This is a genomic window from Microbacterium wangyouchuni, from assembly GCF_054072595.1.
Window position 1 is genome coordinate 163,373 of the sequence record NZ_JBSVRM010000008.1, and the last position, 21,030, is coordinate 184,402.

Annotated in this window: 15 protein-coding genes and 1 riboswitch; of the genes, 10 read left to right on the forward strand and 5 right to left on the reverse strand. The window is 65.6% G+C overall.

What is annotated here, in order from left to right; all coding sequences use genetic code 11:
• Nucleotides 1-59: 59 nt before the first annotated feature.
• Nucleotides 60-144: riboswitch (ZMP/ZTP riboswitch) on the forward strand.
• Nucleotides 145-206: 62 nt separating this feature from the next.
• Nucleotides 207-1,481, forward strand: a complete 1,275-nt coding sequence (glyA, locus tag ACW5CM_RS14555) for a serine hydroxymethyltransferase (RefSeq protein ID WP_438253204.1) — start codon at nt 207-209, stop codon at nt 1,479-1,481.
• Nucleotides 1,478-2,365 carry a bifunctional methylenetetrahydrofolate dehydrogenase/methenyltetrahydrofolate cyclohydrolase gene (locus ACW5CM_RS14560; RefSeq protein ID WP_457125436.1) on the forward strand — a complete coding sequence of 296 codons (888 nt, stop codon included), beginning with the start codon at nt 1,478-1,480 and terminating at the stop codon, nt 2,363-2,365. The genes glyA and ACW5CM_RS14560 overlap by 4 nt, the downstream gene beginning before the upstream one ends.
• Nucleotides 2,366-2,470: 105 nt before the next feature.
• Here ACW5CM_RS14560 and ACW5CM_RS14565 read toward each other — a convergent pair whose 3' ends face one another.
• From ACW5CM_RS14565 to xylA, 4 genes are read right to left on the reverse strand one after another with little or no spacing between them, the layout of a single operon-like run.
• Complete coding sequence (locus tag ACW5CM_RS14565) at nt 2,471-3,013, reverse strand: hypothetical protein (protein ID WP_457125437.1); 543 nt, start codon at nt 3,011-3,013, stop codon at nt 2,471-2,473.
• 51 nt (nt 3,014-3,064) lie between these two features.
• The gene (locus ACW5CM_RS14570; protein WP_438253207.1) at nt 3,065-3,784 is read right to left on the reverse strand and encodes a DUF6882 domain-containing protein; all 720 of its coding nucleotides are present in this window, start codon (nt 3,782-3,784) and stop codon (nt 3,065-3,067) included.
• Nucleotides 3,781-5,232, reverse strand: coding sequence for a xylulokinase (gene xylB / locus ACW5CM_RS14575; protein ID WP_457125438.1), 1,452 nt, complete (start codon nt 5,230-5,232; stop codon nt 3,781-3,783). The genes ACW5CM_RS14570 and xylB overlap by 4 nt, the downstream gene beginning before the upstream one ends.
• Nucleotides 5,233-5,234: 2 nt before the next feature.
• Nucleotides 5,235-6,422, reverse strand: a complete 1,188-nt coding sequence (xylA, locus tag ACW5CM_RS14580) for a xylose isomerase (protein ID WP_457125439.1) — start codon at nt 6,420-6,422, stop codon at nt 5,235-5,237.
• A gap of 230 nt (nt 6,423-6,652) precedes the next feature.
• On the opposite strand from xylA, the gene ACW5CM_RS14585 reads away from it, so the two are divergent.
• A complete protein-coding gene (locus ACW5CM_RS14585; protein ID WP_457125440.1) occupies nt 6,653-10,885 on the forward strand; it encodes an endo-1,4-beta-xylanase in 4,233 nt (1,410 codons plus the stop codon).
• Nucleotides 10,886-10,906: 21 nt separating this feature from the next.
• On the opposite strand, the gene ACW5CM_RS14590 is transcribed toward ACW5CM_RS14585, so the two are convergent.
• Nucleotides 10,907-11,941, reverse strand: a complete 1,035-nt coding sequence (locus tag ACW5CM_RS14590) for a LacI family DNA-binding transcriptional regulator (protein ID WP_457125441.1) — start codon at nt 11,939-11,941, stop codon at nt 10,907-10,909.
• A gap of 162 nt (nt 11,942-12,103) precedes the next feature.
• Here ACW5CM_RS14590 and ACW5CM_RS14595 point away from each other — a divergent pair, with 162 nt between their 5' ends.
• The 7 genes from ACW5CM_RS14595 to ACW5CM_RS14625 all read left to right on the forward strand — a co-directional run.
• Nucleotides 12,104-13,402: an ABC transporter substrate-binding protein gene (locus ACW5CM_RS14595; RefSeq protein ID WP_438253212.1), complete on the forward strand. Its 1,299-nt coding sequence runs from the start codon at nt 12,104-12,106 to the stop codon at nt 13,400-13,402.
• Between the two features lie 8 nt (nt 13,403-13,410).
• Nucleotides 13,411-14,421, forward strand: a complete 1,011-nt coding sequence (locus tag ACW5CM_RS14600; protein WP_438253213.1) for a carbohydrate ABC transporter permease — start codon at nt 13,411-13,413, stop codon at nt 14,419-14,421.
• The gene (locus ACW5CM_RS14605) at nt 14,418-15,308 is read left to right on the forward strand and encodes a carbohydrate ABC transporter permease (protein ID WP_457125442.1); all 891 of its coding nucleotides are present in this window, start codon (nt 14,418-14,420) and stop codon (nt 15,306-15,308) included. Before ACW5CM_RS14600 ends, ACW5CM_RS14605 begins: the two co-directional genes overlap by 4 nt.
• Before the next feature lie 5 nt (nt 15,309-15,313).
• Nucleotides 15,314-17,692: a beta-xylosidase/alpha-l-arabinosidase gene (locus tag ACW5CM_RS14610; RefSeq protein WP_457125443.1), complete on the forward strand. Its 2,379-nt coding sequence runs from the start codon at nt 15,314-15,316 to the stop codon at nt 17,690-17,692.
• On the forward strand, nt 17,692-19,248 hold the full coding sequence (locus ACW5CM_RS14615) for a glycoside hydrolase family 43 protein (RefSeq protein WP_457125444.1): 1,557 nt from the start codon (nt 17,692-17,694) through the stop codon (nt 19,246-19,248). The genes ACW5CM_RS14610 and ACW5CM_RS14615 overlap by 1 nt, the downstream gene beginning before the upstream one ends.
• Nucleotides 19,249-19,321: 73 nt before the next feature.
• Entirely contained in the window at nt 19,322-20,485 is a 1,164-nt protein-coding gene (locus tag ACW5CM_RS14620) for an ROK family protein (protein WP_457125445.1), read from the forward strand.
• Between the two features lie 270 nt (nt 20,486-20,755).
• A partial coding sequence (locus tag ACW5CM_RS14625) for a helix-turn-helix domain-containing protein (protein WP_457125446.1) occupies nt 20,756-21,030 on the forward strand: 275 nt, incomplete at its 3' end.

Below are 21,030 nucleotides of genomic sequence, written 5' to 3' on the forward strand. Positions count from 1 at the left end.
TGTGGCGCTGTGTCCGCGGGGCTTCACGGCTACTGTGGGACTCGGGAATTCCGCTATGCTCGAACCGTCGCGACTGGCGTCTGGGTGGGTCACCACCGGGGAGCGACCGTTACGGAAATTCGACCGCGCGCCTGGGCCGATGCGTTTTGACGCGTCCGCTGTGCGGATGTGCTCACACGACCGAATCCTGACGAAAAGAGGACGACATGACCGACCCGTACTTCAACGCCCCGCTTTCCGAGGTTGATCCTGAGATCGCCGAGGTTCTCGAGCGCGAGCTGAACCGGCAGCGCGGCTACCTCGAGATGATCGCATCCGAGAACTTCGTACCCGTCTCCATCCTGCAGTCTCAGGGATCGGTGCTGACGAACAAGTACGCCGAGGGCTACCCCGGTCGCCGCTACTACGGTGGCTGCGAAGAGGTCGACGTCGCCGAGTCCCTCGCGATCGAGCGGGCCAAGAGCCTGTTCGGTGCCCAGTTCGCGAACGTTCAGCCGCACTCCGGTGCGACCGCGAACGCCGCCGTGCTGCACGCCATCGCACGCCCCGGTGACACGCTGCTCGGGCTGTCGCTCGACCACGGCGGGCACCTGACGCACGGCATGAAGATCAACTTCTCCGGCCGCCTCTACGACATCGTCGCCTACGGCGTGAATCCGGAGACCTCGCTCGTCGACATGGACGAGGTGCGCCGACTGGCCATCGAGCACAAGCCCAAGGTCATCATCGCTGGCTGGTCTGCCTATCCGCGCCAGCTCGACTTCGCCGCGTTCCGCGCGATCGCCGATGAGGTCGGTGCCCTACTCTGGGTCGACATGGCTCACTTCGCCGGTCTCGTCGCCGCCGGCATCCACCCGAACCCCGTACCGTACGCGCACGTCGTCTCCTCAACCGTGCACAAGACAATCGGTGGTCCGCGCTCGGGCTTCATCCTGACCAACGACGCCGACCTTGCGAAGAAGATCAACTCGGCGGTCTTCCCCGGCCAGCAGGGCGGACCGCTCATGCATGTGATCGCGGCCAAGGCGACCGCGTTCAAGATCGCGGCGTCGCCGGAGTTCAAGGAGCGCCAGGAGCGCACCGTCCGCGGGGCTGCAATCCTCGCCGAGCGACTCACCCAGCAGGACGTGAAGGATGCCGGCATCGCCGTGCGCTCTGGCGGAACCGACGTGCACCTCGTGCTCGTCGACCTGCGTGACGCCGAGATCGACGGCAAGCAGGCCGAGGATCTGCTGCACGACATTCACATCACGGTCAACCGCAACGCTGTGCCGAACGACCCGCGTCCGCCGATGGTGACGTCGGGCCTGCGCATCGGCACCCCGGCGCTTGCGACCCGTGGTTTCGGCGACGCCGAGTTCACCGAGGCTGCCGACGTCATCGCCTTGGCGCTGCTGCCGGGCGCCGATGTCGAGGCTCTCAAGGCGCGCGTCGATGCTCTCACCGGTGCGTTCCCGCTCTACCCGGGGCTGCAGCAGTGACCGCTGTCGTCCTCGACGGCAAAGCGGCCTCCGCGGAGATCAAAGCGGAACTGACCGAACGCGTCGCCGCACTCAAGGCGAAGGGCATCACGCCCGGCATCGCAACGGTGCTCGTCGGCGCAGATCCGGCATCCCAGTTGTATGTCGGGATGAAGCATCGGCAGTCCGAGGCGGTCGGAATGAACTCGATCCAGCGTGAGCTGCCGGCGGATGCCACACAGGAGCAGGTCGAAGCGCTGATCGACGAGCTCAACGCCGACCCGGACTGCCACGGCTACATCGTGCAGCTGCCGCTGCCGAAGCACATCGACACCGATGCGATTCTCGAGCGGATCGACCCGGACAAGGACGCCGACGGCCTGCACCCGACCAACCTCGGTCGGCTTGTGCTCAACGTCAACGCGCCGATCCACACGCCGCTACCGTGCACACCGCGCGGCGTGATCGAGCTGCTGCAGCGAAATGGATACGACCTCGCGGGGAAGCACGTCGTGGTCGTCGGACGCGGGGTGACGATCGGGCGGCCGATGGGGCTGCTGCTGACGCGCCGCGACATCAACGCGACCGTGACCCAGGTGCACACCGGCACGCCCGACATGTCGCCGTACCTTCGCCAGGCCGATGTGATCGTCGCCGGTGCGGGTGTGAAACACCTCATCCGTGCGGAAGACGTGAAGCCGGGGGCAGCTGTTCTCGACGTCGGCGTCACGCGCGAAAGCGACCCGGAGACCGGTAAGAACAAGGTCTACGGCGATGTGCATCCTGATGTCGCCGAGGTCGCCGGTTTCCTGTCGCCGAACCCCGGTGGTGTCGGTCCGATGACCGTCGCCTTGCTCCTGACGAATGTGGTCGAGGCCGCGGAACGGCTTGCTGCCGCGGACTGACTGTTACACCTGTCGGACCCTGTGACGCATGTCGGAGAGAATCGGCGAGAACCTCCGACATTCGTCACAGGCTCCGCGAAATGCAACAACGCGGCGGCCCGCCGGCTACAGGTTGTCCAGCATCCGCCGCTGTTCGGGCGTCAGACCATCATTCAGTTCGGCACGCCCCGCGGATGCCGCAGGTGACGGCGGCATCGAATCGGATGCCGTCGTACCCGTCATCTTCGACCGCACCGACCCGATCACGGCGCCGGTCTTCGCTTCGATCCGATCGTCTATCTGGTCGTAGATCACCCAGGCGATGAGCAGGTAGACCGGCGGGAGAACGTAGCCCCAGAACCATCCGTGCACCGCGACACCGCTGAAGATCACGGTCAGCACCCACACGATCAGTTCGACGACGAACACGAGCACGTACTGCACGAGCTTCTCGCCGAACCTCGTGCGTGCGCTGGCCGACTTCGCGGCTGACTGGCGGAACAACTTCAGCAGCAGGGGCTTCAGCGCAAGCGTTGCCAGTGTCAAGACGACCGCTGCCCACAGTGCATGCCAGCCGACCTGCACGCTGCGCATGATCAGTCCGATCAACAGCAGCGCTGCCACGTTGAACACATACAGCGAGACGGCCCGCACCAGCCACTTCTTCATGTGCACAGCATGTCACGTTCACACCGGACGGCGCGAGAACACCGAAGAGATTTAGGCTCCGAGTGTGCTTTCCACACCGATGACTCGAGCCTGCTCGTCGAAGCGGAAAGTGGCTTCGCCGCTGGCGTCGCTGACAGTGGCACCCGAGAACTGCTCGTCCGTCCACTGCATGTTCCAGCCGGCGAGGCGAGCGGCATCCCACACCGCCGAGCGGGCGTCGCGCAGCGCGAGGCTTTCCAGCAAGCGGGGCGCGGCGATCACGGCATCTCGCACAGTGAGCGGATCGAGGGGAGCGTCCAGCAGGAAGACCGCGCGTGTGCCGCCATCGATCGGAGCCGAGTAGTACGGCGAGCGTCCGGTGATCTCCACCGCGACGTTGCCGACCTGGTGTGCGGCCTGCGTCATCCACTCATCGAGATCGTCGCCGGTGTCTTCGGGGAAGAGCAGCTCGGACTGTGCCAGCGCTGCGATGTCGTACTTGATGCCATAGTCGCGCAACTGTCCGGCGATGCCGTTCGGGTCGCCCTGCGGGTGCGCCCACGCCCACAGCAGCGATCGTGGCCCCGGAGCGATCGTCGCCACCAGGTGTGCAGCGCTGACCAGCTGCTGCTCCGGATTCGCATTGGACGTGAAGGTGAGCGTTCCCGCTGTCATGTCCGCATCCCAGCGGTGCTCACCGAGTCGCTCGGCGGCGGCGGTGAGCGCCTCCTGTCGGAGAGCGACGAACAGTGCGGCGCGATCGGCGAGAGGCTGCAGGGCTGCGAAGGTCATGCTTCTAGTGTGGAGGCTCCGCCTATGAGTTCGCCACTTTTGCTCACTTCGAGCCGCGCGGCGTACTGCTCGCGGATGATCGGCTGAGTTTGCGCATCGACACGCGCGGTGATCGCGACCGACCAGGTCGGCACGGTGCCGGTGAGGCCCCAGGCCGCCTGGATGGCAGCGCCCATCGCGACGTACTCGCCGGGAGCGGGCACCACGACGGGGGCGTCGAACACCTGCGCCGCGATCCGTGCAACGGCCTCATTCTGCGCCGCCCCGCCCACAAGCAGGATGCGCTCGGCACTTACACCGTGGCTGCGGATGCGGTCAAGGCCCTCAGCCAGACCGCACAGCACGCCCTCGATCGCAGCGCGGGCAAGGTTCTCACGGCTGGTGGAGCCCAGTGTCATCCCGAACAGGGTCGCCGTGGCATTCGGCAGATTCGGTGTGCGTTCGCCCTCGAACCAGGGCTGCAGGACGAGTCCGCCGGCACCGGGTTCTGCCGCCAGCGCCAGCCGGCCGAGTTCATCGTGATCGACACCGAGCAGGGATGCCGTGGCATCCAGCACACGGGCCGCGTTGAGCGTCGCCACCAGGGGAAGGAATCCACCGGAGGCATCAGCAAAGCCGGCGACGGTACCGGAGGCGTCGGTGACAGCGACATCAGTTACTGCGAACACGGTGCCGCTGGTACCGATGGAGACACCGATGTCGCCGCTGCCGGCGCCCATTCCGAGAGCTGCGGCGGCGTTGTCTCCAGCGCCACCGGTGACGAGGATGCCGTTGTGCCCCGAGACGTGATCGGAGGGGCCGAGGACCCGGGGGAGCACGATGTCAGCGGCATCGCGACGCAGCGCGATCGACAGCAGCTCCCGGTCGTATTCGTTTCTGGCCGGATCGAAGTATGCGGTGCCGCTGGCATCCGATCGATCGGTGACGAGCTCGCTGAGCACGGCGCCGAGCGGTGATTGGTCTGCGGGACCGTAGCCGCGCAGACGCCAGGTCAGCCAGTCGTGGGGGAGCGCGATCGCCGCGATGCGGGCGGCGTTTTCAGGTTCGGCATCAGCGACCCAGCGCACCTTGCTCGCCGTGAACGATGCGACCGGCACGACGCCGGTGCGCCGAGCGTATTCGGCGGCTCCGACTTCGGAGGCGAGGGCTGCTGCTGCGTCTGCGGAACGGGTGTCGTTCCACAGCAGTGCCGGACGGATGACGTGACCGGCGGCGTCAAGCGCCACCAGGCCGTGCTGCTGGCCGCCGACGCCGATGGCGGCGACGTCGTCAAGGCCACCGGCATCCGTGATCGCGCTCTGCAGCGCGTCCCACCAGGCGGCGGGATCGACCTCGGTGCCTTCCGGATGCCCGGCACGGCCGGACCGGATGACAGCACCGGAGTCGACATCACGGATGACGACCTTGCAACTCTGCGTCGACGAGTCGACGCCAGCGACCAGCGTCACGATCAGCGTGCGCCGAGCAGGTGCTCGGTAGCGAGCTGCTGCAGACGAACGAACCCGAAGCCCTTGCCGCCGAGGTAAGCGTCGGCGTCGAAGTCTTCGTAGGCGCTGCGGTCGGCGAGGAAGTCGTCGTATGTCTCACCGTCGTTCAGCGTGGGCTTGGCCAGCTCGTCGACCTTGGCCGCGGCGAGTGCCTCCTGCACCTCGGGATCGGCGCGGAAGGCCGCAGCACGCTCCTTCAGCAGCAGGTAGGTGCGCATGTTGGCGGCGGCAGAGTCCCAGACGCCGGTCTCGTCTTCGGTGCGCGACGGCTTGTAGTCGAAGTGGCGCGGTCCGTCGTAGGCAGGGACGCCGCCAGGGCCGCCGTTTTCGAGCAGGTCGACCAGTGAGAATGCGTTGTGCAGGTCGCCGTGACCGAACACGAGGTCCTGGTCGTACTTGATGCCGCGCTGACCGTTGAGGTCGATGTGGAAGAGCTTGTCGTGGTACAGCGCCTGCGCGATGCCGGCGGTGAAGTTGAGCCCAGCCATCTGCTCGTGGCCGACCTCGGGGTTGACGCCGAAGAGCTCGGGGCGTGCAAGCGAGCCGATGAACGCGATCGCGTGGCCAAGCGTCGGCAGGAGGATGTCGCCGCGGGGCTCGTTGGGCTTGGGCTCGATGGCGAAACGGATGTCGTAGCCCTTGTCGGTGACGTAGTCGCCGAGGAGGTTCACGGCCTCGCGGTAGCGCTCCAGCGCCGAGCGGACGTCCTTGGCCGAGTCGTACTCGGCGCCCTCGCGGCCGCCCCACATCACGAACGTCTTGGCGCCGAGCTCAGCACCGAGGTCGAGCTGGCGGAAAACCTTGCGCAGGGCGAAGCGGCGCACGTCGCGGTCGTTCGAGGTGAAGCCGCCATCCTTGAAGACCGGTGCGCTGAACAGGTTGGTGGTGACCATCGGCACGACCAGGCCGGTGTCGGCCAGCGCGCCCTTCAGACGATCGATCTGCTTCTGGCGTGCGGCATCGGTCGAGCCGAAGGCGAACAGATCATCGTCATGGAAGGTGAGACCGTAGGCGCCGAGTTCGGAGAGCTTCTCAACTGCATGTACGACGTCGAGACGCGGCCGGGTCGGACCGCCGAACGGGTCGGTGCCGTTGTAATCGATGGTCCACAGACCAAAGGAGAACTTGTCTTCGCGGGTGGGGGTGACCATGACGGCTCCTTCTTGCGACGCGTCGTCGCGTACGTAAATTGTTGCTGTTCACAACCTATAGCAGGATGGGCACCTACGTCCAGCGCTTCCGGCGCTCGAAAGGTGTCCGATGGTGTCGGTCGAAATTATCGGCGGACTGCACGTAACTTTCTGGTAACGGGTTGACACGGGTGGGGGCTTACTCCATATGTTTGGGCCAACGACAAATCATCTGCGCAAAGGAGCGCCCCGTGCAACGTCGATCAACCCTGCTGGCATTCTCCGCCGCCGCTGCTCTCATCGCGGCCCCACTTATCCCTATCTCCGCTGCTGCGGCAGATCCTGAGATCATCTCGAGCGTCGATTTCGAGGACGGTACGACCGGCGACTGGTTCGCCAGCGGCGACCCCACCCTCACCGTCACCGCCGACCCGAACGGAGGCGCGGGTCAGGTACTGAGCGTGGCCGACCGCACCGAGACGTGGCACACGCTGCAGAGCCCTGAGGGCCTATTCACCGAGGGCGTGACGTATACGCTCTCGGCGCGAGTGCTGGTACAGGATGCTGCCGCGCAAGCCCGATTCCTCGTCAAGGATGGCTATCACTGGGTCGCCGACAAGGCGATCCCCGCGGGGGAGTGGACCACGATCTCCGGCACGTTGACCGCAGACGCGGATGACACGCAGGTCTACATCGAGGTGGACCCGGCGACATCATCGTTCTATCTTGACGATGTGCTCATCACGCGTGCCCCCGCGCCCGGCGGAGGAGATTCCGACGTCGCCCCTGGCGGCGCCGTCGACCCGACAACCACACCGGTCAGCCTCGCCTCCGGCAGCGGGAACGTCTCTGCCCTCACATTCGATGACGGACCCAACGGTGCCACCACCGCGGCGCTGCTCGATTATCTGAAGGCCAACGACATCCACGCGGTGTTCTGCGTCATCGGCCAGAACATCACCGCGCCCGGCGGTGCCGATCTGCTCAGGCGCACCGTCGCCGAGGGGCACACACTGTGTAACCACACCACGAGCTACACGGACATGGGTTCCTGGGATGCCGACAGCATCCGCACCGATCTCGTCGAGAATCTGCGCATCATTCGCGAGGCGCTCGGCGACCCTGACGCACAGGTGCCGTTCTTCCGCGCGCCCAACGGCAGCTGGGGCGCCACTGCCGCCGTCGCTGTCTCGCTCGGCATGCAGCCGCTGGCCGTCACCAACACGATTAACGACTGGGCAGAGACCGACCCGGCCGTACTCACCGAGAATCTGCGCACCGCGATGAAGCCCGGCGAGATCGTGCTCGTGCATGACGGTGGCGGTGACCGCGAACCGTCGCTGCAGGCGGTCGCGACCGTCGTCGACGAGCGGCTGGCCGACGGCTGGGTCTTCACCCTCCCGCTCGGCACTCCCGCCCCGCAGCAGACGGGCGCACTCATCGACACGAACTTCGACGATGGCGAGTTGGATGGATGGTTCGCCCGCTCCGGATCGGGCGAATCGGCACCGACCATCTCAGTCGTGCCAGGCGGTGCCGACGACTCGGCATTCGCCGCACAGGTCTCCGAGCGCACGCACGAGGGTGACGGCATCCAGTTCGACGTCGTTGACGTGCTGCTGCCAGGAAATACCTACCTGCTCGAGGCCACTGTGCGCTTCGCCGAGGGCGCAGACGTCGGACAGGGGCTGAGTATCTCGATGCGTACCGTTACGGGCGAGTCCGCCTCGTACGCCAACCTGCTCCAGATCGAGGATGCCAGCGCCGAGGTGTGGACCACCGTGTCCGGTGAGTTCACGGTGCCCGCCTACGACACCGCCGCCGAACTCTATGTCGAGGCTCGCTACAACAGTGGCAATACCTCGGTGTTCCTGGTCGATCAGCTGCGCGTGAGCGTACCGGAGCCGAACCCGGTCGACACCAGCCTGGTGCCGATCAAGGACACCGTGGACTTCCCGGTCGGTGTCGCGATCGATTCTCGGGAGACGAGCGGAGCCGCAGCCGACCTGCTGCTGCACCACTTCGACCAGATCACGCCTGAGAACCACATGAAGGTGGAAGCCTGGTACGACGAGAACGGTGACTTCCAGCGCAACGCCGAGGCAACGGCGCTGCTGGACTTCTCGCAGCAGAACGACCTGCGAATGTATGGACACGTGCTGCTGTGGCACTCGCAGACGCCGGACTGGTTCTTCCAGGATGACTCCGGACGCGAACTGACCGACACCGATGCTGACAAGCAGATCCTCCGCGACCGTCTTGCGACCCACATCGACAACGTGGCCCGATCGATTTCTGATGACTACGGCCTGTACGGCTCATCGACCAATCCGATTATCGCGTGGGACGTCGTCAACGAGGTGGTGGCGGATCAGAGCACTGACGATGGGCTGCGCACCAGCCGCTGGTATCAAGTGCTGGGCGAGGAGTACATCTCGCTCGCTTTCGAGCTCGCGGAGGAGGCCTTCAACAATACGTACGCAGAGTCGGGCACCGATCGCCCGGTGATGCTCTTCATCAACGACTACAACACCGAGCAAGATCGTAAGGGCGCGCAGTATGAGGCCCTCGTGAAGAGACTGTTGGCAGCTGGAGTGCCATTGGACGGCGTGGGCCACCAGTTCCACGTCTCAATCAACACCACGATCGCGTCGCTGCAGGGTGCGCTCGACCGATTCGCCGGCCTCGGCTTGCTGCAGGAAGTCACGGAGCTCGACGTCACGATCAACCCGGCCACAGAGGCTAACCGGATCAGGCAGGGATACTTCTACCGCGATGTGTTCCGGCTGCTGCGTGACTATGACGCGGCGGCACCGGATGCGGAGAAGGTGTTTGCCGCCACTATCTGGGGTCTCACCGACAACCGCTCATGGCGATCTGAGCAGGAGCCACTCGTGTTCGGTGCCGGTTTGCAGGCCAAGCCCGCCTATTACGGAGTCATCGATGATCCGGATGGCCTGCCAGCGTTGATCACGACCGCGAACGTGTTCGCCGGTGACATCGCGCTGACCGATGGATTCGCGGACGCGATCGAATGGCAGAACCTGCCAGAGAACGTGCTGACCGGAGACGTGGGCGGGTTCCAATCGCGCTGGAGCGATGACCATCTGACCATTCTGGTTCGTAGCACGGTCGCCCCAGACCGCGTCGAGTTCACCTATGGCGACCAAGAGTTCGTCTACCAGAAGGATGCCCCGGACTCCGTCCCCGGTATCGAGACCGTTGTCGAGGGCGAGCATCTCATTGCGGTGCACGTGCCGCACAGTGAGGTCGTCGAGGGCTCCTCAGCGAAATTCGATGTGCGTGTCATCGTCAACGACTCGGTCGCCGGCGCATGGAATTCGCCCGGTGAGACGGGCCGGCTCACATTCCTGGAGCCGCTCTCCTACCTGGAGATCCCGGAGCTGCCTGCCCCGACGGTCGATGGCATCGTCGACGAGGTGTGGGCAGATGCCGCCGTGGCGCAGACGGCGAGGACGGTCGAGGGTGATGCGAGCGGCGCCCAGGCGCAGGTGCGCACGCTCTGGCAGGGGAACCAGCTCTACGTGCTGTACGAGGTGACCGATCCGGTCGTCGACAACAGCAACAGCGATGCATGGAACCGCGATTCCGTTGAAGTGTTTCTCGATCTGGGCAACACGAAGGCTGGGACGTACGGCCCGAACGACACGCAGATCCGGATCACGACCGACGGGGACCTGTCGTTCGGCACGGGCGATGCCGCGCTGCAGCAGGCACGTGTGGCCAGTAGCGCGACGGCTCTGACCGAAACTGGATATGTCGTGGAGGTCGCGATCGACCTCGTCGGCGAGTCTGGCGGTCAGAGCGACGTTCCACTCGGCGGCCTCAACACCTTCCATGGACTGGATTTCCAGGTCAATGATGGACGAGACGGCGCCCGCTTCGCCGTGCACACCTGGGCGGAGCCGACCGGCACCGGATACCAGAACACCGCACGCTGGGGCGTCGCACGTCTGGTATCAGCCGAAGAGCCGGGCGAGCCGGGCGAGCCGACGGAACCGACGGAACCGACGGAACCGACGGAACCTGGTACGCCGACGGAACCGGGGGATCCGGGCGAGGATGGAGTGGTCGTCTGGGCGACGGTTGACGTCGGCGACGGCAGCGTGGAGCAGGGTGGAGCCCTGCCTGTGACCGTGTCAGGTCTGGAGCCCGGTCAGCAGATCACGGCGACGCTGTTCAGCGATCCGATCGAGATCGCCGGCATCTCCGCGGCTGATGCCTCAGGTCGGGTGGCCTTCGACGTGTCGATCCCTGCGGATTTGCCGCTCGGTGCACACACCCTGGTTATCGCGTCCGGGGAGCTCGAACCGATCAGTGCGGAGGTCAGGGTCGTTGCGCCCGGGCAACTCGCCGTCACCGGTGCGCAGCTACCGTGGGGCATCGCATTGGCGGCCGCCCTGCTGCTCGTGATCGGTGGGATGCTGGTGGCCATGCGCCCGGCTCGGCTGGGGCGTCGATGACGCCGAGGCGGAGGTGGGGAATCAGCGCACGCTCGGGGGCGCGGCGACGCTCTCCCGCACGGTGAGGCTGGCAGGCAGGCGTCGATGCTGCTGCTCGACCGTGACGCCGGTGAGGAGGGAGACGAGGATGCGCAGGGCCTCCGCGCCCATCAACTGAAGGGGCTGGGTCACTGTCGTGAGAGGCGGGGAGCTGGTCGATGATTCCGGAATGTCATCGAATCCGATGATCGAGAGGTCGTGCGGCACCCGTAGACCCAACTCGTGCGCGACCTCCATGACGTGCAGGGCGGAGAGGTCGTTCGCGGCGAAGATGGCCGTCGGGCGTTGGTCGGCGGGCAGCCCCAGCAGTTCGTGGGCGGGAGCGTCGGTGAGATCGGCTCGGTAGCCTCCGACCCGGTCGAGAGCGGGGTGGACCGGGATGCTTGCTGCCTCGAGTGCCTGCAGGTACCCCTCGCGGCGCAAGCGGGATGATTCGAGTCCGGGCCGCCCGCCCAGGTGGGCGATGCGACGGTGGCCGAGGCCGATCAGCAGTTCCGTCGCCGCGCGTGCGCCGCCGATGTTGTCGCCGTCGACAGTCGGTACGCTCTCGGCTCCGGAATGCGGGTCGATGGCAACCACAGGGATGCTGGTGCCGTTAGTCATCGACATAGTTGGTGCGACGACCACCGCACCGTCGATGAGCGTTCCGCCCAAGCGGGACAGTGAGCGCCGCTCCCAGTTCGTGCGTTTGCCATTGTCATTGCCGCCGGCGTAAGCGAGGAGCTCATAGTCGGTCGCCTCGGCTGCCCGAGAGATCCCCTTCAGCAGCTCGGTGGAGTACGGTTCGAAATCGGCCAGCAGCACGCCGATGACGCCAGTGCGTCCGCGGCGGAGGCTGCTTGCGACGATGGAGGACTCGTATCCGAGGTCGGCGACGACGGCGAGGACGTGCGCGGCAGTGGTGGCGGCGATGCCGTCCTTGCCGTTGATCACCTTCGACACGGTTGAGACGGAGACTCCCGCGACCCGTGCGACATCGGTGATCGTTGCGCGACTAGGGCGAATATTAAGGTCCACATCGTGATCGTAACCGCCGGAGCGGTCGATCGGGTGGATTTACGAGGTGTTTGGAAAACGTTATCGATATCGATTGACTAAACGGTGCCGAGTCTGGCAATGTCAAGAATTGAACCGCTCAGGGAGCGGTCCCACGATCTGTCAAGGATGACGAAAGGGCTGATGATGACACGCAAGACGCGAGGCGCGACAGCAGTTGCGCTGGGGGCTGGCATTGCGATGCTGCTGTCCGGCTGTGCAGGTGGCGGAGGCGACCAGGGGAGCGACGGCGGAGACGTCACGCTCACCATGTGGCACAACTCCACCACCGGAGATGGCAAGCAGTACTGGGACGATGCAGCGGCCGCCTTCAAAGAAGAGAACCCCGAAGTGACCATCAAGGTCACCTCCATCCAGAACGAAGACATGGACGGCAAACTCCAGACCGCCGTGAACTCGGGCGACATGCCCGACATCTTCATGGCTCGCGGTGGCGGCAAACTCGCCGACATCGTCGACGCAGGCAAAGTGAAAGACCTCACCGGACTGATCGACGCCGATGTGAAGACCGCATTCGGCGAAGCGCCGTTCGCAGCATTCACTGTCGACGACAAGATCTACGGCATGCCCAGCGCCGTGCTCCCCGGCGGCATCTTCTACAGCAAGGACCTGTTTGAACAGGCCGGAATCACCGAAGAGCCCAAGACCCTGGATGACCTCGAGGGTGCTGTCGACAAGCTCAAGAGTGCTGGCATCGCGCCGATCGCTCTCGGTGCGAAGGCAGCCTGGCCCGCCGCGCACTGGTACTACTTCTTCGCGCTGCGTGCCTGCGACAAGGCCATCGTCTCCAGCCTCGCCACCAATCCCGATTTCACTGACGAGTGCTGGCTGACCGCCGCTGAGAACCTCGCCGACTTCGCCGGCATCGAGCCGTTCAACCAGGGCTTCTTGACCACGTCCCCGCAGGAGGGCGCGAACTCGTCCGCCGGACTGCTGGCGAACCACAAGGCAGCCATGGAACTGATGGGCGCCTGGAACGTCGGTGTGATCGCGAGTCTGACTGCCGACGAGCAGCCGCTGCCGGACCTCGGCTGGTTCCCGTTCCCTGAGGTGAGCGGTGGCGACGGCGGAGCCGGAGCGATGATGGGTGGCGTCGATGGCTACTCGTGTTCAGCCGACTCGCCCGCAGCGTGCGAGGAGTTCCTCAACTTCGTCTCGACAACCGAGTGGCAGGAGAAGTACGCGGTGGCCTTCCAGACCATCCCCGCTTCCCAGGACGCCACGGGCGCCGTCACCGACCCGTCACTGGTGCCGTTGATGGAGGCATACGCGCAGGCGCCGTACGTCTCGCTGTGGCTGGACACCGCGCTGGGCCAGAACGTCGGCAACGCGCTCAACGTCGGCGTCGTGGAGATGCTCGCCGGTCAGGGCACGCCCGACAAGCTCGTGGAGCAGATCACCACCGCTGCGGCGAGAGGCTGATCGGGGCGATGATCGAAACCCAGGTGGCGGCGGTCGCCGTGCCTGAGAAGAACGTTCGTGCTGGGGCCGACAACTCGTCGGCCCCAGTGCGTCGACCGCGACGCGTCGACTGGCGCAAGCGCGGCGAGATCGCGCTTCTCTCGGGCCCCGCTCTGATCGTCTTCGTCGGCTTCGTCATCTTCCCGGTGATGATGGCGGCGTTCTACGGCTTCTTCAAATGGAACGGCTTCGGCTGGCCGACCGAGTTCGTCGGACTGGATAACTACATCCTGATCTGGCAGGACGACACGTTCCGCGAGGCGGTGACGCACAACTTCGTCATCGTGGTTCTCTCGCTGATCATGCAGGGGCCGGTTGCGATCCTGTTCGCGCTGCTGCTGAACCAGAAGATCCGCGGCCGCTCCATCATCCGCGTGCTCATCTTCATGCCGTACGTGATCTCTGAGGTCATCGTCGGTATCGGGTGGAGCCTGATGATGCAGGATGCGGGCGCTGTGAACTCCCTGCTGGAGAAGTGGGGTCTGGGCGAGTTCCAGCAGTCCTGGCTGGCAGACCCGTCCATTGCCATATGGACGCTGATGGTCATCATCACCTGGAAGTACATCGGCTTCGCCGTGATCCTGATGCTTGCCGGCATGCAGTCGATCCCGGAGGAGCTCTACGAGGCTGCGGCCATCGACGGCGCCAGCTTCTGGAAAATCCAGTGGCACATCACGCTGCCGCTGCTCGGGCCGACCCTGCGCATCTGGGCGTTCCTGTCCATCATCGGTTCGCTGCAGCTGTTCGACCTCGTCAACATCATCTGGGGCCAGTACATCGCTGCGACCGCCGGCACATCCACGATGGCGACATACATGTACCAGAACGGACACCTCGCTGGCAGCTACGGCTACGGAAACGCCGTCGCCGTGATGCTGTTCCTCATCTCCCTGGTGATCGCCCTCGTCTACCAGCGCTTCGTGCTGCGTCGTGACACACAGGGCGCCGTGACCGGAGAAAGCGGAAGGAAGCGCAAATGACCACCGAGAGCTTGCCCACTTCCGTGCTCGTCCAGCCCTCTGGACCGCGCGGCCGGCGACGGTCGCCGAAGGTCCGCTGGGGGAGCCCCGGCATCTACCTGATCGCGATCGTGCTGATCACGATCTGCATCACACCGGTGCTGTACATCATCGTCGGCGGGTTCCGCACGAACTCCCAGATCACGCTGGACCCGTCCGGGTTCCCCGCGCCCTGGCAGATCGCCAACTATGGCGACGTGCTGGCCAGCTCGGAGTTCTGGACAGCGATGATCAACTCGACCATCGCCGCCGTCGGAACCACCCTCGGTGCGGTGTTGTTGGGCCTGATGGCCAGTTACGTGATCGCCCGCTACGACTTCGGCGGCCGGGGCGTGATGTACTCGCTGTTCGCCGCTGGTCTGATGTTCCCGATCACGGTCGCGATCACGCCGCTGTATCTTCTGATCCGCAACCTCGGACTGGTCAACAGTCTGGCCGGCATCATCCTGCCGCAGATCGCCTTCGCCCTGCCGACGACGATCATCATCCTCGTACCGTTCCTGCGAGCGATCCCGAAGGAGCTCGAGGAGGCAGCATCCATTGACGGCGCGTCCCGTCTCGGGTTCTTCTGGCGAATGGTGATCCCGCTGAGTCTGCCCGGCGTCATCACCGTCGGCATCCTGGCCTTCGTCGGCTCGTGGAATGGCTACATGCTGCCGCTGTTCATCCTCAACGACTCCAGTCTGTTCACGCTCCCACTGGGCGTGCAGAACTTCGCCTCGCAGTACTCCGTCGACACCGCGCGTGTGCTCGCGTACACGTCGCTGTCGATGGTGCCCGCACTGGTGTTCTTCAGTCTGTTCGAGCGCCGTATCGTCGGCGGACTCACCGGGGCAGTCAAGGGCTGAGCACAATGAAAGAGAGATCCGTGTCGAATACGACAGCGGGAGTTCCCGCAATGCCTGCAGTTTCCGAACGCGTCCGTGCACTGCACGCGCGAATGACTCTGGACGAGAAGCTGGCGCAGATCGTCGGGTACTGGCTCGACCAGAACGGTATGGCAGCGCCCATGCAGTCCGAGATGGCTGCCGGGCAGAAGGACGCCGGCCAGCTCGCCGAGGTGACCAAGCACGGGCTGGGCCAGTACAGCCGCGTGTATGGCACGAGGCCGGTGGATCCGGACGAGCGCGCGGCATGGCTGTGGGATGAGCAGCGCCGGCTCAAGCGCGAGACGCGTCTGGGGATCCCCGCGCTCGTGCACGAGGAGTGCCTGACAGGTCTCGCTGTCTGGAAGGCGGCCGCTTTCCCCACGCCGTTGGCCTGGGGAGCGTCGTTCGATCCGGAGCTCGTGCACGAGATGGCCGTTGTCATCGGTGAATCGATGCGGGAGCTGGGCATCAACCAGGGCCTCGCGCCGGTGCTCGACGTCATTCGCGATCCGCGCTGGGGCCGGGTGGATGAGTGTATCGCTGAGGATCCGTACGTCGTCGGTGTGCTGGGCACCTCCTACGTGCAGGGGCTTCAGGCGACCGGCATCCATGCGACGCTGAAGCACTTCGTCGGTTACTCGGCAACACGCGCAGGCCGAAACCATGCGCCTGTCTCTGCCGGTGCACGCGAGATCGCAGACGTCTTCCTGCCGCCATTCGAGATGGCGCTGCTGGATGGCGGCGCACGTTCGGTGATGAACTCCTACGCTGAGATCGACGGGGTGCCGCTCGGGTCGAGCGAGGAGTATCTGACCGAGCTGCTCCGTGAGCGCTGGGGGTTCGATGGCGTCGTCGTCGCCGACTACTTTGCCGTCGCGTTCCTCGAGGTGATGCACGCCATCGCCGCCGACCGTGGGGCTGCCGCAGCTGCCGCTCTCACCGCCGGCATCGACATCGAACTGCCGACCGGTGACGCGTATCTCGCGCCGCTGGCGGAGCGCATCCGTGCGGGCCAGTTCGATGAGGCCCTCGTTGACCGTGCCGTGCTGCGTGCGCTCGCGCAGAAGGAGGAGCTCGGGCTGCTGGAGCCGGATGTCTTCGAGGATGAGGCTCCGACGAACATCGATCTGGATTCGCCGCGCCACCGCGACGTCGCTCGGCGCCTCGCTGAGGAGTCGGTGGTCCTGCTCTCGAATGACGGCATTCTGCCGATGAGTGCGGATGCCGGAAAATCGCGGGTTGCCGTCATCGGGCCCAACGCCCACCGGGCAGAAGCGCTGATGGGCTGCTATTCCTTCGCCAACCATGTGCTCGCCCACCACCCGGAGTTCCCGATCGGGATCGAGATCCCCACCGTGCTCGAGGGCGTTACCGCAGAGTTCGGAGTGGATGCCGACGTCGTCTATGCGCAGGGCTCCGAAGTGGAGGGCGATGATCGGTCGGGCTTCGCCGCTGCCGAGGCCGCCGCAGCCGGCGCTGACGTCGCAATTGTCGTCGTGGGAGATCAGGCCGGCCTGTTCGGTCGCGGCACGGTCGGCGAAGGCAACGACTCGGAGAGTCTGGACCTGCCAGGCGTGCAGCGCGAGCTCGTCGAAGCGGTTGTGGCCACGGGTACGCCGGTGGTCATGGTCATGCTCACCGGACGCCCGTATGCGATCGGCTGGGCGCTCGACGGTGACAAGCGCCCGGGTGCTGTCGTGCAGTCATTCTTCCCCGGCGAGGAAGGCGCATCCGCGTTGGCCGGAGTGATCGCTGGACGCGTCAACCCCTCCGGCCGGCTGCCGATCTCGCTGCCGCGGTCAGCCGGCGCACAGCCGTTCACCTACCTGCACCCGCCGCTCGGTGGCCGCTCCGAAGTCACCTCTACCGATCCCACACCCGTGCGCCCCTTCGGATTCGGGCTGTCGTACAGCGCGTTCTCCTACGGGGATTTGGCTATCGACGAGGAAGTGGCGGCGGGTGCTGCCTTCGGCGCCGCCGTGACGGTGACGAACACCGGCACTCGGGTCGGCGACCATATCGTGCAGCTCTACGGGCACGATGTCACCGCATCGGTGACGAGGCCGGTCGTGCAGCTTCTCGGATTCCAGCGCGTGACGCTGGCAGCCGGGGAGTCAGCGACAGTGTCGTTCTCGGTACCGACGCAGCGGTTCGCCTTCAGCGACCGATCGATGACGCGTATCGTCGAGCCGGGCGCGGTCGAGGTATGGGTCGGCGCGGATGCGGCAGCGAGCGAGGCTGCGGGAACGGCGACTGCCAGGGCGACGCTGAACATCACGGGCGATGCCCACGTGATCGCGCCGTCCGATCGCCGGGTTGTCACCGCCGAGGTGCACGTCGCCGCCGTCGAATTCGCGCGTTGATGGCGATTGTTCAGAATCCGATTCTGCCGGGGTGCTTTCCCGACCCGACGATCTGCCGGGTCGGGGAGGAGTACTTCCTCGTCACCTCGACGTTCGAATATCAGCCGGGTCTTCCCGTGCAGCGCAGTCGTGACCTGGTCAGCTGGGAGCTGATCGGTCATGTGATCGACCGCCCGGGAATGCTCGACATGGATGGGATCAGATCCTCCGGCGGCCTGTACGCTCCGACGCTGCGATTCCATGACGGTCTGTTCTGGCTGGTATGCACGCTCGTCGGCCAGAACGACGGTTCGCCCGGCGGCAACTTCGTAGTGACGGCGACCGACCCCGCAGGCCCCTGGTCGGATCCGGTCTGGCTCGATGTCGACGGTATCGATCCTTCGATCTTCTTCGACGATGATGGCCGGATCTGGATGCACGGTACCCGTCTCGCCGCTGAACCTCAGTGGCATCACCAGACTGAGGTGTGGTTGCGCGAGCTGGACCGCGAGAGCATGACGCTGGTCGGTGAGGAACACATCCTCTGGCATGGCGCGGTGCTCGGCGCCGTCTGGGCGGAGGGGCCGCACCTGTACAAGATCGACGGGACTTACTACCTGTTGGCTTCTGAGGCGGGCACTGAGTTCCATCACGCGCTGTCGGTTGCGCGGGCAGAGACAGTGACCGGGCCCTACATCGGTAACAGGGGCAACCCCGTGCTCACGCACCGTCATCTGGGGCGCGGTTCTGACATCGTCGGCGTCGGGCATGCGGATCTCGTGCAGGCGATCGATGGCAGCTGGTGGTCGGTTCTGCTGGCGATGCGCCCCTACGGCGGCTATCACTACAACCTCGGCCGGGAGTGCTTTCTCGTTCCGGTGTCGTGGGAGGACGGTTGGCCGGTGTTCGCGCCGGGGCAGGGACGTGTTCCCTGGTCGGTGGATGTGCCGTTCGCGTCCGAGCAGACGCGGGGCGTGATGCAGGGTGCCGCCTCCGGGGTGGTTGCCGCCGATGACCCGCGGTGGACATCGGCCAGGGCGCTGCCTGCGGAGATCGCGCACCCGGAGGGCGACGGGTGGGAGTTGCCACTGCGCACCTCGACACCCGTCGACGCCACGGTCTCAGCGTTCCTCGGTGTGCGCCAGCAGCATCGTGATGTCGATGTCGTGACGACGCTGTCATCCGATCTTCGGGGCGGCGAAGAAGTCGGGCTCATCGTCCGGCAGTCCGAGAACGACCAGGTGCGAATGTCACTGAGCGCCGTGGCGCACGGCACCCGCGTCGCGGTGATGCATCGCCAGGCGGGAGCGGAGACGCTTCTCGGTGAGACGATCGTGGATGCTTCGCCCTCAGCGGGACTCGATCTGACACTGAGCGTCCGGGAACAGGAATATGCGTTCGCGGTGACTGTTCCCAGCGGTGAAGTGGTGGCTGTCGCCGTTGCCGACGGGCGCACGCTCGACACCGTGGCCACGGGCGGATTTCTGGGTCTGTGGTTCGGTGTCTACGGCACGAGCAACGGGGCCATGACGAGCACAGTGCTGAACGTGCGTCGATTCGAATACACGCCGCGCTGAGCATCCGGCATCCGATCGACGTTCCTGCAGATATCGTGACAGGAACAACAAATCGCGTGCGTTGAGGAGAGACATGGCGGATCGGGCATCCGGGATCGAAGGCGTGCGCAGAAAGAACCTCGGCGAGGTGCTGCGTCTCGTCCATCAGGAGGGTCCGCGCTCGCGGGCGCGAATCACCGCAGAGACCGGACTCAACCGTTCGACGGTCGCCGACCTCGTCACCGGCTTGGCCGCGGCGGGGCTGGTGGTGGAGCAGAACCCTGATCCCACTCGACGTGTCGGGCGCCCGAGCCCCGTCGTCAGCGCCAACCCCGACGTGACAGCGATCGGCATTAACCCGGAGGTCGATGCGATCGAGATCGGCGCAGTCAGCCTGGGCGGCGGGCTCCGGGAGCGCACGCGCGTGCCGCTGGACAGTGTGCCCAGTGCCGCGGATGCCGTGGCCATCGCCGTTCGGGTCATACAGGAGTGGCAGCAGAACTCCCTGCGGGGCTGCCGACTGATCGGGATCGGCGTTGCGGTTCCCGGGCTCGTGCGGGCATCCGATGGCGTCGTCGGGCTCGCCCCGCACCTGGGCTGGCGCGATGAGGACATCACCACACCGCTGGCGGCAGCGCTCGACGCGCCCGTCATCGTTGACAACGACGCTTCGCTGGGTGCTCGCGCCGAGAAGCTGTTCGGCGCGGCACGTGAGCATCGCGATGTCGTCTACCTCAACGGCGGTGCCAGTGGCATCGGCGGTGGGCTCATCCTGAACGGAACCCTCATCTCGGGAGCAGGCGGCTACGCCGGGGAATGGGGGCAGACCTACCCCGGCATCGGCACGGAAGCCGATCGGATCAGCGTTGACGGCGTGCTCGAAGACGAAGTCAACAGGGCACGGCTCGTGCATGCTGCCGGTCTCAGCGCCGCTGATGACACCCAACTCGCACGAGCGCTCGCCGAATCGGACGATGACGAGCTGATCGCCGAGGTGCAGAGGCAACGACGCGTGCTTGCGGTCACCCTCGCCAATGCCGTCAACGTGCTCAACCCGTCGATCGTGGTGCTCGGCGGATTCCTGCCGATGCTACGCGACCACGACCCTGACGCATTCGACCTCGCGGTGCGCGAGCGCGCACTGGCTGCTCCGGCCGAGGGCCTCGTGATCCACTCCGCCGACCTCGGCGCCGACCGTTTGCTGATCGGCGCCGCGGAGACGGCGTTCGCCAGGCTGCTGGCCGACCCGTTCGGGTGACCGCGCGGGTCACCACCTCCCCGTGCCGGGTCACCACCTCCCGCGCCGACCCTGCTCCGGTCGCAAATGACGCTGTTAAAACGGCGGCGGATTCATATGGTGGGAGCAACGCTCTGATTGAAGGAGCTGTTCATGGTCACGTTGTTTCCGCTGAGTGCGCGTACTGAGTTCGTTGATTTGGTGTGCACAGGCGTGTCAGTGTTCGGCGCTGCCCAGCGTGTCGGGGCGCACGGCAGCATCGGGAGGCGTTGGTGGGCTCAATCTGGGGGGATGAAGATCAACAGGGGGCCAGGTGGTGGGCTCGCTGATCGAGTGCCAGCGAGCGTGGTGGGCGAGCGGATGCTGACGGCAGTGGATCGGGGGATGATTCAGATGGGCCGCCGCAACGGGCTGAGCTATGCCGAGATCGGGGCGGAGATCGGCCGGGACAAGTCGGTGGTCTGGCGAGAGGTGAAGCGCAATACGAGTCCTGACGGGGAGTATTACGCGTCTGTCGCGCACACGAAAGCACATCAGGCCCGGCGCCGCCCGAAGCCGTTCACGCT